This is a genomic window from Undibacterium sp. CY21W (assembly GCF_014284265.1).
Lineage (GTDB): Bacteria > Pseudomonadota > Gammaproteobacteria > Burkholderiales > Burkholderiaceae_D > Undibacterium > Undibacterium aquatile.
Genome location: NZ_JACOGE010000008.1, coordinates 36971 through 55407, shown reverse-complemented (window position 1 = coordinate 55407; position 18437 = coordinate 36971). Strand labels below are relative to the sequence as shown.

At 50.5% G+C, this 18437-nt stretch carries 20 protein-coding genes; 15 read left to right on the top strand and 5 right to left on the bottom strand.

Features of this window, described 5'->3' with window-relative positions; translation table 11 throughout:
- The first annotated feature begins 134 nt into the window (after positions 1-134).
- From prpR to phnE, 8 genes are all read left to right on the top strand, one after another.
- The gene (gene prpR / locus H8K29_RS16450) at positions 135-1820 is read left to right on the top strand and encodes a propionate catabolism operon regulatory protein PrpR (RefSeq protein WP_186898460.1); all 1686 of its coding nucleotides are present in this window, start codon (positions 135-137) and stop codon (positions 1818-1820) included.
- A gap of 53 nt (positions 1821-1873) precedes the next feature.
- Complete coding sequence (locus H8K29_RS16445) at positions 1874-2236, top strand: response regulator transcription factor (protein WP_186883725.1); 363 nt, start codon at positions 1874-1876, stop codon at positions 2234-2236.
- Entirely contained in the window at positions 2236-2847 is a 612-nt protein-coding gene (locus tag H8K29_RS16440; RefSeq protein WP_186898459.1) for a chemotaxis protein CheC, read from the top strand. Before H8K29_RS16445 ends, H8K29_RS16440 begins: the two co-directional genes overlap by 1 nt.
- Positions 2847-3866 (top strand): diguanylate cyclase, encoded by a 1020-nt coding sequence (locus tag H8K29_RS16435; protein ID WP_186898458.1) that lies wholly within the window; start codon positions 2847-2849, stop codon positions 3864-3866. Before H8K29_RS16440 ends, H8K29_RS16435 begins: the two co-directional genes overlap by 1 nt.
- A gap of 137 nt (positions 3867-4003) precedes the next feature.
- Entirely contained in the window at positions 4004-4912 is a 909-nt protein-coding gene (locus H8K29_RS16430) for a putative selenate ABC transporter substrate-binding protein (RefSeq protein WP_186898457.1), read from the top strand.
- Positions 4912-5811 (top strand): phosphonate ABC transporter ATP-binding protein, encoded by a 900-nt coding sequence (locus H8K29_RS16425; RefSeq protein WP_186898456.1) that lies wholly within the window; start codon positions 4912-4914, stop codon positions 5809-5811. The genes H8K29_RS16430 and H8K29_RS16425 overlap by 1 nt, the downstream gene beginning before the upstream one ends.
- A gap of 14 nt (positions 5812-5825) precedes the next feature.
- On the top strand, positions 5826-6689 hold the full coding sequence (locus H8K29_RS16420) for an ABC transporter permease (RefSeq protein ID WP_255423422.1): 864 nt from the start codon (positions 5826-5828) through the stop codon (positions 6687-6689).
- The gene (gene phnE / locus H8K29_RS16415; protein WP_186898514.1) at positions 6689-7510 is read left to right on the top strand and encodes a phosphonate ABC transporter, permease protein PhnE; all 822 of its coding nucleotides are present in this window, start codon (positions 6689-6691) and stop codon (positions 7508-7510) included. Before H8K29_RS16420 ends, phnE begins: the two co-directional genes overlap by 1 nt.
- A 188-nt stretch (positions 7511-7698) precedes the next feature.
- Here phnE and H8K29_RS16410 read toward each other — a convergent pair whose 3' ends face one another.
- From H8K29_RS16410 to H8K29_RS16400, 3 genes are all read right to left on the bottom strand, one after another.
- Positions 7699-8451 (bottom strand): SDR family NAD(P)-dependent oxidoreductase, encoded by a 753-nt coding sequence (locus tag H8K29_RS16410; RefSeq protein ID WP_186898455.1) that lies wholly within the window; start codon positions 8449-8451, stop codon positions 7699-7701.
- 169 nt (positions 8452-8620) lie between these two features.
- The gene (locus H8K29_RS16405; protein ID WP_186898454.1) at positions 8621-9952 is read right to left on the bottom strand and encodes a choice-of-anchor X domain-containing protein; all 1332 of its coding nucleotides are present in this window, start codon (positions 9950-9952) and stop codon (positions 8621-8623) included.
- A gap of 2 nt (positions 9953-9954) precedes the next feature.
- Complete coding sequence (locus H8K29_RS16400) at positions 9955-10842, bottom strand: hypothetical protein (RefSeq protein WP_222611514.1); 888 nt, start codon at positions 10840-10842, stop codon at positions 9955-9957.
- Positions 10843-11267: 425 nt separating this feature from the next.
- On the opposite strand from H8K29_RS16400, the gene H8K29_RS16395 reads away from it, so the two are divergent.
- Positions 11268-11840 carry a lipocalin family protein gene (locus H8K29_RS16395; protein ID WP_255423421.1) on the top strand — a complete coding sequence of 191 codons (573 nt, stop codon included), beginning with the start codon at positions 11268-11270 and terminating at the stop codon, positions 11838-11840.
- A 45-nt stretch (positions 11841-11885) separates the two neighbouring features.
- Here the strand turns inward: H8K29_RS16395 and H8K29_RS16390 are convergent, their stop codons facing one another.
- Together H8K29_RS16390 and leuE are read right to left on the bottom strand one after the other, a co-directional pair.
- Entirely contained in the window at positions 11886-12830 is a 945-nt protein-coding gene (locus H8K29_RS16390; RefSeq protein ID WP_186898453.1) for a prenyltransferase, read from the bottom strand.
- A 155-nt stretch (positions 12831-12985) separates the two neighbouring features.
- On the bottom strand, positions 12986-13651 hold the full coding sequence (leuE, locus tag H8K29_RS16385) for a leucine efflux protein LeuE (protein WP_186898452.1): 666 nt from the start codon (positions 13649-13651) through the stop codon (positions 12986-12988).
- 502 nt (positions 13652-14153) lie between these two features.
- Between leuE and H8K29_RS16380 the strand changes: the two genes are divergently transcribed.
- The 6 genes from H8K29_RS16380 to H8K29_RS16355 all read left to right on the top strand — a co-directional run bounded on the left by H8K29_RS16380 (position 14154) and on the right by H8K29_RS16355 (position 18436).
- On the top strand, positions 14154-14741 hold the full coding sequence (locus H8K29_RS16380) for a DUF4255 domain-containing protein (protein WP_186883734.1): 588 nt from the start codon (positions 14154-14156) through the stop codon (positions 14739-14741).
- Positions 14738-15547 (top strand): hypothetical protein, encoded by an 810-nt coding sequence (locus H8K29_RS16375; protein ID WP_186898451.1) that lies wholly within the window; start codon positions 14738-14740, stop codon positions 15545-15547. Before H8K29_RS16380 ends, H8K29_RS16375 begins: the two co-directional genes overlap by 4 nt.
- Positions 15548-15564: 17 nt before the next feature.
- Positions 15565-17250: a phage tail sheath C-terminal domain-containing protein gene (locus tag H8K29_RS18080; RefSeq protein ID WP_186898450.1), complete on the top strand. Its 1686-nt coding sequence runs from the start codon at positions 15565-15567 to the stop codon at positions 17248-17250.
- Between the two features lie 74 nt (positions 17251-17324).
- Positions 17325-17783 (top strand): phage tail protein, encoded by a 459-nt coding sequence (locus tag H8K29_RS16365; RefSeq protein WP_186883737.1) that lies wholly within the window; start codon positions 17325-17327, stop codon positions 17781-17783.
- A gap of 8 nt (positions 17784-17791) precedes the next feature.
- Positions 17792-18259, top strand: coding sequence for a phage tail protein (locus H8K29_RS16360; RefSeq protein ID WP_186883738.1), 468 nt, complete (start codon positions 17792-17794; stop codon positions 18257-18259).
- Between the two features lie 12 nt (positions 18260-18271).
- Complete coding sequence (locus H8K29_RS16355) at positions 18272-18436, top strand: DUF5908 family protein (protein WP_186883739.1); 165 nt, start codon at positions 18272-18274, stop codon at positions 18434-18436.
- Position 18437: the final 1 nt, after the last annotated feature.

Genomic DNA, 18437 nt, shown 5'->3' with positions numbered 1-18437 from the left:
ACCGGGAATGTTAAAAATCAAGGACTTAAACAGCGCAGATTAAGAATAATCAATTGCACATTAAGCATAAAATGTTTCATAATGATGTTTCATCAAACGAAAAATGAAACACGTTTTTCAGGATTGAAACAAATATGAAACAACCGCCATTGCCGTCGCGCGAAACACAAGACAAACCCGTGATCTGGACGGTATCGATTTCCCGCCTATTCGATATGTTCCGCGACATCATGGTGGAATACGATGCGAATGCCGATATCGTTCCGCTCAATATGGGTTTTGAGGAAGCGGTGCAGCACATCCGTGAACGCCTGCAAACCGAGCGCTGCGACGCGGTCGTTGCGGCTGGCTCGAATGCCGCGTATCTGAAAAGCCGCCTGCCGATTCCTGTCGTCACCGCCAAGGCCAGCGGCTTTGACGTCATGCAGGCGCTGGCGCGGGCCCGCAAAGTATCCAAGGAAATTGGTCTGATCACCTATCAGGAAACCATGCCCGAACTGGCTGATTTTAAAAATACTTTTGGTTTCAAAATAGAACAGCGCACCTACGTGACTGAAGAAGACGCCAGAGCACAAATCAGCGAACTCAAGGCCAGTGGTATTCAGGCGATCGTCGGTGCCGGGCTGATTACCGATCTGGCCGTCGAGGCGGGTCTGACCGGTATTTTTATGTACTCCGCCACCTCAATTCGTCAGGCATTTGATGACGCGCTCGAAATCGCCCGGCTGACACGCCTGGAATCACAACGCGGTCGCCATCATCCGGCCGCAGACGCCTTACGCACCAAGCACGGGATCAATGACCTGCGCGGTGAGTCAGCAATCATGGAAAATACCCGTCGCGCGATTACCTTGTTTGCGCGTTCCCCCGCCACGGTGTTACTGCAGGGTGAAACCGGCACCGGTAAAGAACTGGCGGCACAAGCCATTCATAGTGAAAGCTCACGGGCGCGGCAGCCTTTTGTGGCTGTCAATTGCGGTGCGATTGCGGAATCGCTGCTGGAATCGGAATTATTCGGCTATGACGAAGGCGCATTCACCGGTGCGCGCCGTGGCGGTCATGCGGGCTTATTCGAAGCCGCCAATCGCGGCACCTTATTTCTGGATGAAATCGGCGAAATGCCGCTGAACCTGCAAACCCGTCTGCTGCGCGTTCTGGAAGAGCGCGAAATCGTCAGGGTCGGCGGCGTACGGCCGGTCGCGGTTGATGTGCGCATCATCAGCGCCACGCATTGCGATCTGGAAGCCAGAATCAGAGAAGGAAAATTCCGCTCAGACCTGTTTTACCGGCTTGCGGTGTTGCGTCTGCAATTGCCACCGCTGCGCGAGCGACACGCCGACATCATGCCGCTGGCCGAATGGAGTCTGAAACATGCACTGGCGGCGATGGGCGCCCGCCCTCATCCGAATCTGCATGCGGAAATCAGCAGTTGCACCAGCTTATTTGAAACTTACCCATGGCCCGGCAATGTGAGAGAAATGCGCAACATGATGGAAAGACTGGCACTATTTCTCGCCGCAGAACCCTTGCAGGCGCTGAGTCCGGCGTTTGTCAGCAAAATCTTGCCGGAATTATCAGACAGAATCACGACGAACGAAACGACAAAAGCCATCCATCTGCCCTCTGGCCAAAATGACCAGTTACCAGGTATGCGGGCTGCCAACCAGGAAACACTGGAAGAAATCATGCAGCGTTTCGGTTATCAGCGGGACGCCGTTGCCGCCCATCTTGGCATCAGCAGGACAACGCTTTGGCGAAAATTAAAGCAACTACAAATTAACGACAAATCAGGCGATGAAAATCATCAGTCTGTAAGGTAAAATGAGCCCCAATTTCCGATATCCCCCTCACTGCCGAATTGCAACGGTGAAATATGAAAAAATTACTTATTGTTGATGATAGTAAAGTCTCGCGCATGGTTATCCGCGCCCACGTGAAAGCAGTTCAGCCTGACTGGGAATTTATTGAAGCAGCGTCAGGCGAGGAAGCGATCAAAATGGTAGAGCAACATGCGCCGGATTTCTGTACCATGGACATCAATATGCCAGGCATGCTGGGAACCGATGCAGCAGAACAGATATTGCAAGCCCATCCACACATGCGTATCGCCATTTTCTCAGCAAACGTACAAGACACCATGCAAACACGGGCGCATGCACTCGGCGCTATTTTTGTAGCAAAACCAGTCACAGAAAAATCCATTGCGATCGTTGTCCATCACTTCATGAGCGAATAATGAACACTCTGAGCGAACTTCATCTCGACGCATTAAGCGAAGTCTTCAATGTCGGCGCCGGCAGAGCAGCGGCCAGCCTGTCTGAAATCGTTGGTGACGAAGTTCTGCTGTCTGTTCCTTCGGTAGAAATCCGCAAATCTTCTGATCTGGATTTATCTGCCATCTCGCTCGAAAGCAACCGTTTTGGCACTGTGCACCAGACCTTCAGCGGCTCATTTCAGGCTGAAGCCTTGTTGTTATTCACAGAAGAACATGCGCTCGAAATCGTGCGCGACATGATGGGCTCGCAGATCAGTCTGGAAGACCTTGCCGAATTTGAGCAGGAAGCAATGTGCGAACTCGGCAACATCATCCTGAATGCCTGCCTGTCTGCCATGGCGGATATGCTCAACATCCCGCTCGACTGCTCACTGCCTGACTATACCGTCGCCACCACCGAAGAAATATTCCGGCGTGTCAGTGATGACGAAAAACAGCCTTACGTCTTACTGTTGCACATTGATCTGGCGATCGAAAAACGCCGTTCCGAGGGCCACTTGATCTTTTTGTTAAGTTCAACTTCCCTTGAAAGTCTGATCATTCAGATAGAACGATATCTGGGAGAAATTTGATGTCGGATGTATTACCGCTGTCGCCCTCAGCAACAGTGGAAATTTTAAAGACCATCAATTTGGGTTTGATCGTCGTTAATGCAAAACAACACGTTGTGCTCTGGAATGGCTGGGTTGAAAAACACAGCGGCATCAGTGCCGACGAAGCGCAAGGACTGCATATCAATGCAGCATTTGAAGACGCACCGACGCGTGCTTTTCTAACTGCACTCGGCAACACGCTGAATTACGGCTTACCGGTCGTGTTATCAAACGCCCTGCACCGTTTCCCGCTGGCCTTGTTCGAGCAAGCCGATGAAGCCGGAGAGAAAAAGCGTCTGCATCAGTCCATCACTCTGACACCGCTCAGCGTCGAAGGTGAGCGCTGGTGTCTGGTACAGATTTCTGATTCCAGTGCATCGATCAAACGCGAAAAAATTCTGCGTACCCATTCTGAGATACTCAAAAAAGAAGCCACTACCGACAGCCTGACCGGCATCTACAACCGTCGTTTTTTTGACGAACATTACAAAATCGCGCTGGCAAATGCGATTCGTCAGAACAACCCGCTGGCCGTCTTCATGATCGATATTGATTTCTTTAAAGATTACAACGATCACTATGGTCATGTCGCAGGTGATAAAGCCCTGGTACAGGTCGCAACCGGACTCAAAAGCCAGTTGGTCAGAGCCAGTGATGCGATTGCGCGCTTTGGCGGTGAAGAATTTATCGTCATCATGCCGGATATGAGCAAAGAAGGCGCCATACAGTTTGCCGAAAAAATCAGAGTCGCCGTGGCCAATCTGGCGATCCGGCATGAGAAATCGCCGATCAGCGAGCACGTCAGTATCAGTATCGGTTACAGCTGCTATTGCAATGCAGATGGCAGCGATCCCGCGCTGTTACTGAAGACAGCCGATGCTGCTCTGTACGCCGCTAAAAACAATGGCCGGAACAAAGCAATTTTTCTGAAACTGCCGCAGTTACCCCAAACGGCTGATGTTACGAAACAAGCGCAGAGCAAAAACAGTGCGGCATAAGATTCTTCAGTCCTGCAGTAAGCAGCATCAAGTCATCAAAAAGCTAAACGAGCACTAAATAAGCAACCAGCGGCAAGCGCAATGACAGCACGGCTGTCATCCTTATCACCCTCGAATCAACCGACACAGAGAGAATCATGTTGCCAACTCATTCCTTACATATTTCCCGCCCTTCGCGCCGTCGCAGTACAGCTTTGCTCGCAGCCGGTTTACTGGGTCTGCTCGGTTTCAGCGGGTTAAGCATCGCGCAGTCGCAAGCTCAGCAAGTATTACGTGTGTCGGCGATTCCGGATGAAGCACCAACCGAATTGCAACGTAAATTCAAACCTCTGGGCGCATATCTGGAAAAGAAAACCGGCATGAAAGTCGAATTCATTCCAGTGACCGATTACGCGGCGTCAGTTGAAGGCCTGATCAATAAAAAACTGGATATGGTCTGGTTTGGTGGCTTCACTTTCGTGCAAGCCAAAGTCCGCAGCAAAGATCAGGTGATCCCGCTGGTGCAACGTGAAGAGGATGAAAAATTCAAATCCGTTTTCATCACCACCAACAAAGACATACACAAGCTGGAAGACCTGAAAGGAAAGACCTTCACTTTCGGTTCCGAGTCATCGACGTCCGGTCATCTGATGCCGCGTTCTTATTTGCTGGCGGCAAAAATCAATCCGGATACCGATCTGAAGCGCATTGCGTTTTCGGGTGCGCACGATGCGACTGTCGCTGCGGTTTCCGGCGGCAAGGTTGATGCTGGTGCATTAAATATCTCGGTCTGGGACAAACTGGTAGCGCAGAACAAAGTCGATACCAAACAGGTACGCGTATTTTACACAACGCCCGGCTACTTCGATTACAACTGGACAGTCCGCGCCGATATGCCAGCCGAACTGCGCAAGAAAATCACGGATGCATTCTTGTCTCTGGATGCCAGCAAAGCCGAAGATAAAGAAATCCTGGAGCTGCAACGCGCCAGCCGTTTTATTCCAACCAAAGCAGAAAACTACAAGGCAATTGAAGCAGCCGCTCACAATGCCGGTTTATTGAAATAATGGAGCGTTCTCCGCAACCGCAAGTGCTCGTGCGGAGTTTGTTCGTCAGGCATCCGCAAACTGCTGCGTCCGGTGGCAGGCAGTTATTCCGCCAACAGCCAGCAGCATCGTTTGCGCTGCAGGATATTAATCTGCAGATACAGCAAGGCGAGCAGATTGCCATCATCGGTCCCTCCGGCGCTGGCAAAACCACTTTGCTGCACACCCTTGCCTGCGCCAGTCAGCCAACGCAAGGCGAATTGATTTTTAATGGACAACCCGTCTGGCACCTGTCGCACTCAGCACGCCATCAACTGCGCCGCCAGTTATTTCTGGCACCGCAAACACCGCCTCTGCCTGCCCGTCAGCGTGTCGTCACTTCGGTACTGGCGGGGCGTTTGCCGCACTGGTCTTTGCTGAAAGCCATACGCAGCCTGATCAGACCTGCAGATCCCCGCGCGGCATTTGATGCTCTGGCGCGCTTTCATCTGCAACATAAGCTGTATGCGCGTGTCGATCAACTGTCCGGTGGCGAACGCCAACGCTGCGGCCTTGCCCGTTTGCTGCTATCCGATGCGCGGCTGTTGCTGGTGGATGAACCGCTGTCGGCACTGGACCCGACGCTGGCACAGCAAACGCTGGCAAGCTTGCAGCAAGAGGCGCATCAACGCAATGCCAGCCTGATCTGTAGCCTGCATCAGGTCGAGCTGGCGCGCAGTCATTTCAGCCGGATTATCGGCTTACGTGATGGCAAAATTCTGTTCGACAGCAAGCATGTCAGCGACCAGATGATCGCAGATTTATACAAGAACGCACAGTCGCTTACCGAATCTGATGACAAGAATGCGGCTACAAATGCAGAGGCCCGGAGTACATCCGTTTCCGGCGAAGTCCATACCGGTCAGGCCCGTTGTTTCTGAACTCATCTGCGGCAATGCACACTAATCCTGCTTCACCTTCCCTCTCTCCAGCAATCAGCACAGAGATGCCGCACGACCCCGCGTGGCGCAGCCGCATCACGCTGACCATACTGGCGCTGATCGTGCTCTGGCCGACTTTGCTGCTGACCGAATTCCGCCCGTGGGCACTGATTGATGCGCAAAGCCTGAGCGCCACCGGACGTTTCCTCGGCAATTTTTTTCCACCGGCGCATGACAAAGAATTTTTACTGATCGTGCTGGAAGCGACCTGGCAAACCATCGCGATGGCAACCGCTGGCGTCACTCTGGCAATCGCCGCCGCGATCCCGATGACACTGCTGGTGAATGAACAGTTATCGATTTCCCGTCTCGGCACTGGCCGCATGCATTTCATTGCGCGCTTGCTGCGACAAAGTGTGCGCTGGCTGCTGGTGTTATTGCGCAGTGTTCCCGAGCTGGTCTGGGCTTTGCTGTTCGTGCGCATCGTCGGGCTCGGCCCCACCGCCGGCGTACTGGCAATCGCCCTCACCTACTGTGGCATGCTGGGCAAAGTTTATGCTGAAATCATCGAAGCCAGCGAACCTCAGGCCACCCGCGTATTACTCGAAAATGGCAGCTCGCGGTTGGCGGCATTTTTCTACGGCACGCTGCCAAATGCCGCGTCAGAATTAGTGTCGTACACCGTCTATCGCTGGGAATGCGCGATTCGCGGCTCGGTCGTGATGGGCTTCGTCGGCGCAGGTGGATTGGGTCAGCGTATGGACGAGTCGATGAAAATGCTGGCGGGTGCCGAAGTATCGACGATGCTGATCGTGTTCGTCTTGCTGGTTGCGGCGGCGGATGCGCTCAGTCAGTTTTTCCGCAAAGGTCTGGAATGATGAAACCGTCGTCTATCAACCAGGCAGATCCGCTTGCATTACCGCCAGCACCGGCGCTTATCAGTCGCAATACGGCATTGGTGTTGCTGACGCTTGTGCTGCTGGTGGCCGCCAGTTTTTCCAGTCTGAAAATCGACTGGCGCGCGCTGCTGAGCGAAGAGGCGATCCGCACATCGACAGAATTCTTGCGCGGTTTCACGCCGCCCGACACCAGTGCCGGTTTAGTGAACAAGGTCTTTTTCGCGGCACTGGAAACACTGGCAATGTCCGCCCTCGGCACCTTAATTGCCGCCTTGCTGGGCTTATTGATGGCCTTGCCTGCCAGCGGTCGTTTCGGCGGTGTCGCCATGCGAGTTGCGCGGTTACTGTTGAATATCCTGCGGGCGATTCCCGAATTGGTGTGGGCAGCTATCATGCTGATTGCCGCCGGGCTGGGGCCATTTGCCGGTACCGTCGCGCTGGCAGCACATACCACCGGTGTGCTGGGTCGCCTGTTTGCAGAAACACTGGAAAACCTGCCGCCACATGCTGAAACGAGTCTGCGTACAAACGGCGTCAGTGCTGGCAATGCGTTTCTGTATGCGACCTTGCCGCAAGGTTTGCCGCAAATGCTGTCGTACACCTTGTATCGTTGGGAAAACAATATCCGCGCCGCTGCCATTCTCGGCGTTGTCGGTGCCGGCGGACTGGGGCAAATGCTGAAATATCATCTGTCGCTGTTTCAGATGCCGACAGCGGCAACTGTCATTATCGCGATGCTGATACTGGTCGCGCTGGTGGATGCGCTGAGCTTTGCGATACGGCGCTGGCTGATGCGTTAACAGCCACACAACCCGTTTGCAGCGAGACCTGATTTTCATCAAAAATGGGGAGTATCCATTCATTTCGCGATAATCTCAGCGTCAATAAAGGGGTTTATAAAATACTCCCCCCAGTATATTTAAGCCGTTTTGGCGGATAAAATATAAAAAAGGCCGCGCTGCGGCCTTACACATCGCGGCGCGAAAAATCAGGATTTACCCGCCGTAAAACCGCCATCGACCAGTAAATTGGCACCGGTCACAAAACTGGCTTCGTCACACAGCAAAAACACGACCGCATTCGCCACCTCCTCAGGCCGCCCGAGGCGACCGACAGGATGCAGACTGATCAAAGCTTTGCGCATATTATCGTCAAGCAGCGACAGCAAAGGCGTGTCGATATAACCTGGCGCAACAGCATTTACCCGCACGCCTTTTGCCGCCGATTCCAGCGCCAGCGTGCGGGTCAGGTTAACCACGCCACCTTTTGCCGCAGAATAGGCCGCCGTCATGCTCTGACCGAACACACCGAGTATCGATGCGCAATTAACGATGCTGCCACTGCCCTGCTGATACATCTGATGTAAGGCAGCGCGGGCAATCCGGAACACCCCCATCAGGTTGATATCGATCACGCGCAGAAACTCTTCATCGGAGTAAGTATCGGCCGGGCTCAGGCCACCGATGCCGGCATTATTGAACACACCATCAACACTTCCGAGTGCCGCAACCGTCGCCGCAATCAATGCATCGGCTTGCGCGGTCGAACTTACATCCGCCGCAATAAACAGGCAGCGCCCCGTGAAGCGCGCGTCGAGATCACGCACCAGTTGTTCATGGGCCGCACCCGGCAAATCAGCAATCACCACATTCGCGCCCTCTTGCAGACAACGCTCAGCCGTTGCCAGCCCGATGCCGCTGGCACCACCAGTAATGATGATGTTTTTATCTTTCAAACGCATAATAGTTCTCCTGAAAATGCAAGATCACATCCTTGCTGATGACGCTGAATGGGCACGGCTGCATCATGTCAGATCGCATGCAACTGACCGCAATCCGATGATAAAACTCACGATACCACCATCGCTGCGGCCTGTTTTGACGGACGATAAATCAGCTGCATCTGCATGCCTAGTTTTTCGGCTTTTTATTTCTGCTGCATTCGCTCTGCGGTAAAGGTTTGCGCTCCTGTTCAGGATCAAATTGCAGCAACGCAGATTTGGCCAACGCCACATCCTTGCTGAATTCGGTGATGTAGCGGCTGCGCTCTTCGCTGCTCCATTCTGCATCCGAAAACGTCTTCAGCGGATAGGTTTTGCTGACATAGGCGCTGCCTTCCAGACGCGGCATCAGCGCGCGGTCAGGATCGGTATTTTCTTTCAGCAAATACGCATCAACATCACGCAAAGTCAGCGGCATTGCCGGTTGCTGGTCACGCAGCAGATTACCAACGACTGTCAGCGGAATATCATTACTGCCCTGCGGCAGCAGGTCGTTAAAAGTCACTAGCGCAAAGGGCTTTCCTTTCGCATCATCGACACGGCCATTGACGATGTAACGCCCCGGCGTGTTGACATTGGCTTTCAGGATAAATTTGAGCGAGCCACCTTCGGTCGATTCACGGATATTGCCGCTCCAGACGGCCGGTGTTTCCGACGAATAAATCACATCGAAAAACACGAAACCGATCTGACCATTCACCACATAATTTAACTCTGTACGTATCGTGCCGTTGAAACTGGCGAACCCGGTCTGGGCTGGTGCCAGCATACCGCTGTAAATACCGTCACCAGCAATCGCATCGCCCTCGCGGCCACTGTCCGACATGGGCACGGGCACCGGCGAGGTTTCGCGGCCACCTGCATACACCAGCCCGCGTGCAATCGCTTTATCGACACTGAGTGTGAGCGGCTTGCCACTGGTGTCGGTCGCTTTGATGGTGAATATGGCGGCTTCGGCAGCCGCCAGATAAACACGCGATTGCGTCGTCTGGATTTGAATTTCTTTGTCCGTACCGCCACCTTTTTTTCGCATGGGATGCGATTCTGCGACCGGTTGGTTAGGGTAAACCTGATCCGGATGTTCACTCATCGGGCGGGAGCTATTCGGGTAACGGGTTGATTCAACATAATTGCAAAGTACCTGATCGGCCTGTTCCAGTTGCGCGACCAGCAACTGGCGTTGTGCGTCTTTCGGTAAGGCCGCTGCTGCTGGTTGTGCGCCAGCAGCAGCGGGCATCGCCAGAAAACGTTCATTCTTTGCTGTCGTCGCAACGACCTGGCCGACAGGTGCTTCAGGAAACCAGTTCCAACCAGCAGCCATCACCACCACTACCAGCAGAGCAATGATGACGATGAATTTATAGCGACTGAACCCACCGGCACCGGAAGATGAACCACCATCGACTGGTGGCTTAGCTCGCCGGTGCTGAGGGCGTTCGGAGGATGCTGGCTTACGTGGCATTATTACGTCGCATTACTTACCATCGCCGCCCGCACAACAGAAATAATGCCTTGCCAGTTACTATTGGCGTAGTGATTGTAGGCTTCCGCATCATCCCTGAAACTGACCGAGTGATAACTCCATTTGACGGAACCGCCCTCATTCGCCGCCGTTCCCAGCGTCAGGTCATTGCATAGCCAGTCACTCGGATTGCATAAGGATTGTCCGGCGGAACCTGCCACACCACCAGTGCTGTGATAAGCCACGGCCTCGTCGTCCTGTCCGGGCAGAATTCCGGAATACACTGTGCCTTTGGCTCCGGCATACATATAAAACCAGACGTTACGGGTTTCATTATGGTTGTACATCGCTCTGGCGGTCGTCGTTTTCAGATCTTTCACCAATGGTTCTGATACCGCCCAGGAGCCGACATCAGATAGTTCCGAGCCGCCACCGGCGCCAGACGCCGTTCTGACCCACTTGATGTTCCAACCCACCTGTGTCGTGCCATCGCTGTTACCACACTGACCGGAGGAATTGGCCACGGCATTTTTCTTGGTACGTGTCGAGCCGCCATAGTTTGCCAGCGTATAGCCCAGCATCAGATCGCCAGCGCTGTGCGTCGCCACATAACACCAGTTACTGCCGGTACAGAAGCAATCTAGCGCGTCGCGTATCTTGCTGTTTTGCGATGAAATACTGTTGTAGCCATCCCAGTTGACCGCTTTTTTATTCACGCCAGCCGCGGTGGAGGAAGGTCCCCAGTAGGTAAAACTGTTGTAGTCGCCAACCGCACCGCCACCGCCGCGACCATTAATCCACAAGGTGTAATTCGTGGCACTGGCGATGCTGGATATCGCTGCCAGCGACAACAGCATCAGGGTAATCATTATCCGCATTAACTTCATCATTCAACTCCTTGTCGAGTGCTGCCTGGATGAAAAACCATGGAATACAGAGATCAGAAAACAAAAACAATCCAGCCGTCCGCCTCGCATAAATGCATAAGCTAAAGACCAATGATGCAGACAGGAAGATCGCAGCGCAGTATCGAAATCAACGTCGATGATGTCAACTTGCAATGCAACAAAATAACTTCATCTGATCGTACAGATCAAGGCCAGGGACAGCGACAAAACAGATAAAAGCACTATGAGGAAAGGAATTCATTCCGGACATTAGAGACCGGACTCTAAACAACACTTCGCGAAGCAGAAAGCTAAACGATCAGCGCGGAAAACGTCGGTTACGTACAATAGTAAAATGCCGCCGCCTCGCAGCAGATGCCAGTCAGATTCAAGACATTTTCTCTTTTACCGATCACCAGACCATCACCATGCACAAACCATTAAAACCAGCGAAATCTGCGAAACCATTAAGCGCGTTGATGAAGTGCCTGCTTGTCATCACATCGGTCATGGAACTGGCGGCATGTACCAGCGCCTCATATCCACCGCTGCCCGTTGTCAATGAAGTGAAGCTGCAACGCTATCAGGGAACCTGGTATCAGATCGCCCTGATCCCCAATCGTTTTCAATCCATGTGCGTCAGCGATACTACGGCGGAATATGTTCCACAGGGTGACAGCATTCGCGTGATCAATCGTTGTCGTAAAGCAGACCGCAGTATGGAAGAGGCTATCGGTGTTGCCGAGCCGGTCGCTGGCAGCAATAACGCGAAATTGCGTGTCAGTTTTTTCCGGCCTTTTTACGGCGATTACTGGATACTTGATCTGGACCCCGGATACCAATGGGTACTGGTTGGTGAACCATCCAGAAAATATGGCTGGATACTTGCCCGCACGCCGACACTGAATCAGGAAACACTACAGCAGTTATGGAAAAAAGCGGAATCACTTGGCTACCGCCGACAAGATTTTCAGGTCAGCCCGCAGCAATCTGAAAAGTAAATACAATATTTCCTTCATGCTTTTTTTGGAGATCAGTACGCCTGATCAGAACACGACTGCGGCGGCGATACCAATGGATAAAAGTAAGCCATGTAAAGCTGCCGCGGCGATGGTCTGTTGTATCGCCGGTGTCAGCGACGACGGGGTCGCGGAATGTTGAATCAGGGTTCTGGCCGCCTGTAACGATAACACTGAGGAAGCCAACGCCAACAATGCAAACCTCGGTAAAGCACCGCCCCACACCGCTGCTGCGAGCCAGAGATATGCAGCCGCCGCGATGACAGCATATAGCCAGCGAGCGTTGTGATGCCCCAGACGTACAACCCAGTGACGTTTACCGGCAATACCATCGGCCTTTTCATCCGGAAACTGATTGATGAACAAAAGATCTGTAACCAACAATGCGTAACTCGCAACCGCAATCAACGGCTTGACGGAGAATGTACCGCGCTGGACAACATCGCTCCCGATCGCAATCAGTGCAAACCCAGCCCACACGCCGATTTCACCCAGCCCTCGGCTATTGAGTTTGAACGGCGGTGCTGAATACGCCCAGCCTATGAATAAACCGGCAGCCCCTATCCATAGCAGCGCAGCGTCAGAAACCAGCATCAGCCAGATTCCGGCAACGACAACAAGCAACATCAGTATGCCGCCGAAGATTGCGGTTTCACGGCGAGATAAGACGCCATTCTGAATAAAGCGACTACCGCCGGTAAACGGGAAAATACGCTCATTGTTCGCGTCATCAGTGCCGTTCAGGGCATCGTAATAATCATTGAGGACGTTAATACCGGCATGAGCCACCAGACCAAACAACAAGCTCATTCCCGCCGTCAGCAAATCGATCGGCACGCCATCGGCATAAGCGCTGGCGAGGCCAATGAAACCTGCAAACAAGGTGACTGTCAGAAATGCTGGCCGCGTCGCCATCAGATAGCGCAGCACAGGATTGGCCATATTATTCAGATTGGGTTCAACAGCGGGCATAAGTCCTCAGAATAAACACGGTGCAGCCTGCGCTTTCCTACAAGCGCCAGGCTGAAACGAAAGCAGTAAAAACAATCAACGCGAAACAATGATTTTGCACTGCATCTGAGGCAAACAACGACAACAATGTTTGTTATACATCAGCACTAAGCGCCTTAAAGAGTCGCCGTCGCCAACTTCAGGCCAAAACCGATAAACATCGCACCGACCCCGCCCGACATGAGCGCAGAAAGCCGCCGGCGCTGACGGAAAGACTCCGCGAGTCTGGCACCGGCAAAAATAATCAACGTCAGATACGTAAAACTGGTCAACTGACAAATCAGCCCCAGAAGGCAATATGACAACAGTGGCGCATGAAATTCAGGATCAACAAACTGTATGAAAAAAGAGATGAAAAACAGTATCGCCTTAGGATTCATCAGGCTGATGATCAAAGCTTTTGCAAACGGGTCACCAGTCTGAACAGGTAGTATCTTTGCTGCGACCACCACCTGCCTCGTTTTCAGCATTTTCAGGCATTGCAGCAACATCTGAATACCTATCCAGCCGAGGTAAGCCGCGCCAACATATTTCACGGCATAAAACAAACCCGCATTACTTTTCAACAGCGCCGCCATCCCTCCGACAGACAGCACCATCAACACCAGATCACCGACAAATATTCCACAAGCACCGCGATACCCTGCACGCACGCCACGCTGCGCTGCGACGCTCAGTACATAAAGGGAATTGGGCCCCGGAAGCAAAACAATGAAGATTGTCCCTAACAGAAAAGTCCAGAAATCAGAAACGCCAAAGCTGGCGTGAATCAATGCATTCATTTGAAATGTCAGAGTGAAGAACGGTGAACGGTCGTCATCATAACAGCGCCGGATCAAAGTACGTCGCCAGACAAGAAAAAATGAAAATAATCAGCGCGAACAAATCAGGGAGAAATAAAACACCTGTATCCGGATCAAATTTGCAGGACATAGCAAGCGACAACGTGCATTTAAGCAACACATTTTTATATAAAAGACTCACTTTTCCACGATCTGAACAGATAAAAACCAGCCCCACATTCAGGCTGCGCTTCATTGTTACGCGTTTCTACCGGACATTTAAAAATATCAACAAAAATGTTTTTCTTTTCACTATTGAAATTAACAATAAAAATATAGATAATCACGCAACGTTTACTAAAAAACAATTCAAACTAAGTCGAATAAGAATAAAAAAAGTTAGCAGTGTCCGCGTGAACCCAGAGAAAGAACACAATCATGTTACGAATTTTGTTCCGTTTAACATTTGTTTATTTCTCTGCTATCTGCTGCGGAGTCGCAGATGATTAACGCCGCATTAAGTCACCTCGCTGGACAACTGAATCAACAGTTCAAAAATAATTTTCAACTGATAGAAGATATTGCTGTTGTATCGAATCTCTTTGAAACAGATGGAACCGCAGCAGCGCAAGCCAATAATAAACTGGTACTTACACTGGTTAATATTGAAAAAGACACCCTGCCTTATCGCGCGAACCAGATAACGCGCACGCAAGATGAACGCCAGGTAGTGCAAAGCAGCCCTTTATATCTGAACTTATATGTGATGATGGCGGCAAATTTCGGCGCAGGCAATTACGCTGAAGCACTTAAATCCATTTCTCAAGCAATCAGCTTTTTCCAGCAACAAGCCTCATTCGATCATAAAAACAGCCCTGGTCTCGATCCACGTATCGAAAAACTGATACTGGATATAGAAAATTTAAAAATTCCTGATTTGAATAATTTGTGGAGTCTGCTAGGCGGACGCTACCTGCCGTCGGTTTTTTACAAAGTCCGCATGATTACCGTCGAGAGCGAGGCCATCATCGGTCAGGTACCTGTTATTACAAAAACGCAGCATTCATTTGAAGTGGGCATGCAATCGTGAGCGAATATCAACGCTTATTTACGATTTACGTACGGCATGATTTTTTCGATCAGGGAGCTGGTACGCATATCCGTTTTGAGCCAACGAAGGAATGTGCCCTTTTCATGCAACGGGAAAATATCTTGCTGCGGAAAAGCCCCGATAGCGTAGAGATCTGGCTCGAAACCAGCGACATAGAAAATCAAGTCACAAGCACTAAAAAATGGAACTTCTGCTTTGCCGTCTTTTCTGACGACCCATTAATGAATTTCTACACGCGCTGGCCAATGCCGCTACCGTTCTGCTTCAAAAATTCCACGGCAACGGCTGACAGTGTGAACGAACTGCTGCATGCAGAAGAAATGGTCAGCGGAAATGCCGCAAAAAAGAGCGCTTATGTCAGCACGAAAGAACCTCTATTTCTAGTTTCGATAACGGATGACTTTCCGGTAAATACGAAAAAAATTGATGCAAGAGAGTTCGGGATTCAGCTGGAAGCGCGCCCCATACATTGGAAATATTTTTTTTCCGGCGCTCTGGCATCGCGCAAATTAAAAATCATTGATTTAAACAGTAGCAATGAAGACGAAGGTATCCGCTTCATCCCTTCGTCTCAGGTAGTTAGCAAGACCAGTGTTGCCTTCGTTTCTGAAGCGGCACTGCCGATGAGAAGCATTCCGTCACAACGTTTTCAACTGTGTGAAGAGGGTGTCACAGGAAAAGTATTAATGAAGCGATTACCAAATGCCAACGTGCAGCATATTGGCAAAGAAAGACGTCCCGACGGGCATTCATTCGTCGTTGCGGAAATTTATATTCATCAATAATTTTCAAAGGAATACATATGGCTGGCGCGTATAAAACCCCTGGTGTCTATATCGTAGAAAAAAATGCTTTTCCTAACTCAGTTGTAGAGGTTGCGACTGCAGTTCCTGCATTTATCGGATACACCGAAATAGCAAGTAACAAAGGAGCGTCGCTTAAAAATAAGCCCTGGCGCATTTCCTCCATGTCTGAATTCGTCAATTTCTTTGGTGGCGCTCCGAACGATAAGTTCGCCATCGATACATTCCCGAGTGAAGACGCCAATGTAAAAAATGCGCCTAACAGCGATTTCAGAATTGGCGACGACGAATATCAGTTACTTAACACCAAAAGCCGCAACTATCTCTACTACGGTATGAAGTTGTTTTTTCAGAACGGTGGTGGCGCATGCTACGTCGTTTCTGTTGGTGACTATCAGGCAAAAATCGAAAAAGCCGCTCTTGAAAGTGCATTTGACGAACTGCTCAAGGAACAGGAACCGACAATGATCGTCATTCCTGATGCGATGTCCCTCAGCATGGATGACTGCATTTCACTGCAACAGGCAAGTCTGATGCACTGCGGCGGAAAAATGAAGAATCGCTTCTCCATTCTTGATATTTATGATGGCTACAAAGATCGTCGTGACGATGGTGACTGCATCGCAAAATTCCGCAATGCTTTAGGCACCAGCTTTCTCGACTTTGGTTCTGCTTACTATCCCTGGGCAAACACATCCATCGTACAACTCTCTGATTTAGGTTTTTCCAATATCGCTGATCTCAAAAAGTTGAGCGAATGCCTGAAAGCAGAAGTAAATATCAGCACCCTGCATCAGGATAAGAAGGATGCTTATAACGAGCAAATCGACAGCATAGAGTCAGTGCTGGCAGCAGCTGAAAAGCTGAAAGCCGATAAAAAAGTAACAGCGGAATCCGACTCGAAAAAAAACGCCGAAGACAGAGCGAAAGAAAGAGCCGCGTTAGAAGCAATGTCGGATGAAGATAAGAAAAAAGCGAAAGAAGACGCTGATAAAAAAACAAAAGCGGAGGCAGAAATCAGTTCAGCGCCTGCTGAATTGCACAAAACATTGTTCACGATCAGCCCTTTGTACGTGAAAATTTTAAGTGCCATTCAGGTCAAGCTGAATCTGTTGCCACCATCAGCTGCCATGGCAGGCGTTTACACACTGGTCGATAATTCACGCGGCGTATGGAAAGCTCCAGCCAATGTCAGCCTGGCGTCGGTTGTTTCTCCTTCAGTCAATATCACCCACGACGAACAAGAAGATCTGAATGTCACGACCGCAGGTAAATCGATCAATGCGATCCGTAGCTTCATCGGCGAAGGAACGCTGGTCTGGGGTGCCAGAACCTTGGATGGCAATAGTCTCGACTGGCGCTATATCAACGTGCGTCGGACGATGATCATGTTGGAAGAATCCCTGCGTCTGGCAACGAAAGCTTATGTTTTCGAACCGAACGTCAGCGGCACCTGGGTAACGATCAAAAGCATGGCAAGCAATTTCCTGACAGGCATCTGGAAGCGCGGCGGCCTGGCCGGAGCAAGCCCGGAAGATGCATTCAGCGTGCATGTCGGCCTGGGAGAGACGATGACTGCTGAAGATATTCTGGAAGGCATTTTGCGCGTCACTATTCTGGTTGCACTGAGCCGCCCGGCCGAGTTCATTGAAATTACGTTCCAACAGCAGATGCAGAAATCTTAAAAATGCTTTTATAACGCAATACCGCGTCATTAATCAGCGTATTTTTTAAAGTTACTTTCTTAAAGAGGTTTGTTATGGCAGATGATGGATCTAAACAATCAGCGAATGTATGGCCTTTGCCAAAATTCTATTTCCGCGTGAAATGGGACTCCAATGAAATGTCATTCCAGGAGGTATCTGGCCTAGATGTTCAGTCAGAAGAAATTAAATACCGTCACGGAAACAGCCCTGTTTTCTCAGTGATTAAAATGCCCGGAATGAAAAAATACGGCAACATCACGATGAAAAAAGGCGTGTTTAAAGGTGATAACAAGTTCTGGGACTGGCTCAACAAAATTAAGATGAACACCATCAAACGTGTTCCGGTCACGATCAGTCTGCTTGATGAAGAAGGTAATGACACGATGGTATGGACTTTGACTAATGCGTGGCCAACGAAGATTTCAAGTACCGACTTGAAATCAGAAGGCAATGAAGTGGCGATCGAATCTATCGAGATTGTCCACGAAGGTCTGACTATCGCTAATAAATAAGCATTGATATGACTGGTGAATATTTCGAGGAAGGCTACCCTCCTGCCGCGTTTTATTTCACGGTTACCTTTGGTAACGGCGTACAGGTTCCTGATGCTTCCTTCAGCGAAGTGTCAGGAATCAGTCTGGAGATGGAAACGGAAGCTGTTGTGGAAGGTGGAGAAAACCGCTTTGTACATCAGCTTCCAAAGAGTATCAAACATCCTAACCTTGAATTGAAGCGCGGCATTTCTATGCTCAACTCACCGTTGGTCAAATGGTGCAAAGATACGTTGGAAGGTGCCTTTATCAAGTTGATCGTTCCTCAAACGATTATCGTTAAACTCAATGGTGCAGATGGGCAAGTACTACGGGCATGGGCTTTCATTGATGCTTATCCCGTTAAGTGGGATGTCGAAGGATTTAACGCGACAAAAAATGAAGTGGCAATCGAGAAGATGACTTTTGCCTATACCTATTCGAAACGTAGTAAATGATCTGGCGAAATCATGTCGATAGAAATTAAAGAGCTGATTATCAAAACGACGATACTGAATCATCCTCAGAATAAGGAGGATGAAGTTATTGTGGATAAACAACTCATCAAAGACGAAATTCTGACGGAGCTCCGGCAGATGGTACAAAGTCTTCTACGTGAACCGAGGGAGCGCTGAT

Excerpts from the sequence above, each read along its gene's own strand:
- prpR (WP_186898460.1), top strand. The coding sequence starts at position 135 with ATGAAACAACCGCCATTGCCGTCGCGCGAAACACAAGACAAACCCGTG.
- H8K29_RS16445 (WP_186883725.1), top strand. The coding sequence starts at position 1,874 with ATGAAAAAATTACTTATTGTTGATGATAGTAAAGTCTCGCGCATGGTT.
- H8K29_RS16440 (WP_186898459.1), top strand. The coding sequence starts at position 2,236 with ATGAACACTCTGAGCGAACTTCATCTCGACGCATTAAGCGAAGTCTTC.
- H8K29_RS16435 (WP_186898458.1), top strand. The coding sequence starts at position 2,847 with ATGTCGGATGTATTACCGCTGTCGCCCTCAGCAACAGTGGAAATTTTA.
- H8K29_RS16430 (WP_186898457.1), top strand. The coding sequence starts at position 4,004 with ATGTTGCCAACTCATTCCTTACATATTTCCCGCCCTTCGCGCCGTCGC.
- H8K29_RS16425 (WP_186898456.1), top strand. The coding sequence starts at position 4,912 with ATGGAGCGTTCTCCGCAACCGCAAGTGCTCGTGCGGAGTTTGTTCGTC.
- H8K29_RS16420 (WP_255423422.1), top strand. The coding sequence starts at position 5,826 with ATGCACACTAATCCTGCTTCACCTTCCCTCTCTCCAGCAATCAGCACA.
- phnE (WP_186898514.1), top strand. The coding sequence starts at position 6,689 with ATGAAACCGTCGTCTATCAACCAGGCAGATCCGCTTGCATTACCGCCA.
- H8K29_RS16410 (WP_186898455.1), bottom strand. The coding sequence starts at position 8,451 with ATGCGTTTGAAAGATAAAAACATCATCATTACTGGTGGTGCCAGCGGC.
- H8K29_RS16405 (WP_186898454.1), bottom strand. The coding sequence starts at position 9,952 with ATGCCACGTAAGCCAGCATCCTCCGAACGCCCTCAGCACCGGCGAGCT.
- H8K29_RS16400 (WP_222611514.1), bottom strand. The coding sequence starts at position 10,842 with ATGATGAAGTTAATGCGGATAATGATTACCCTGATGCTGTTGTCGCTG.
- H8K29_RS16395 (WP_255423421.1), top strand. The coding sequence starts at position 11,268 with ATGCACAAACCATTAAAACCAGCGAAATCTGCGAAACCATTAAGCGCG.
- H8K29_RS16390 (WP_186898453.1), bottom strand. The coding sequence starts at position 12,830 with ATGCCCGCTGTTGAACCCAATCTGAATAATATGGCCAATCCTGTGCTG.
- leuE (WP_186898452.1), bottom strand. The coding sequence starts at position 13,651 with ATGAATGCATTGATTCACGCCAGCTTTGGCGTTTCTGATTTCTGGACT.
- H8K29_RS16380 (WP_186883734.1), top strand. The coding sequence starts at position 14,154 with ATGATTAACGCCGCATTAAGTCACCTCGCTGGACAACTGAATCAACAG.
- H8K29_RS18080 (WP_186898450.1), top strand. The coding sequence starts at position 15,565 with ATGGCTGGCGCGTATAAAACCCCTGGTGTCTATATCGTAGAAAAAAAT.
- H8K29_RS16365 (WP_186883737.1), top strand. The coding sequence starts at position 17,325 with ATGGCAGATGATGGATCTAAACAATCAGCGAATGTATGGCCTTTGCCA.
- H8K29_RS16360 (WP_186883738.1), top strand. The coding sequence starts at position 17,792 with ATGACTGGTGAATATTTCGAGGAAGGCTACCCTCCTGCCGCGTTTTAT.
- H8K29_RS16355 (WP_186883739.1), top strand. The coding sequence starts at position 18,272 with ATGTCGATAGAAATTAAAGAGCTGATTATCAAAACGACGATACTGAAT.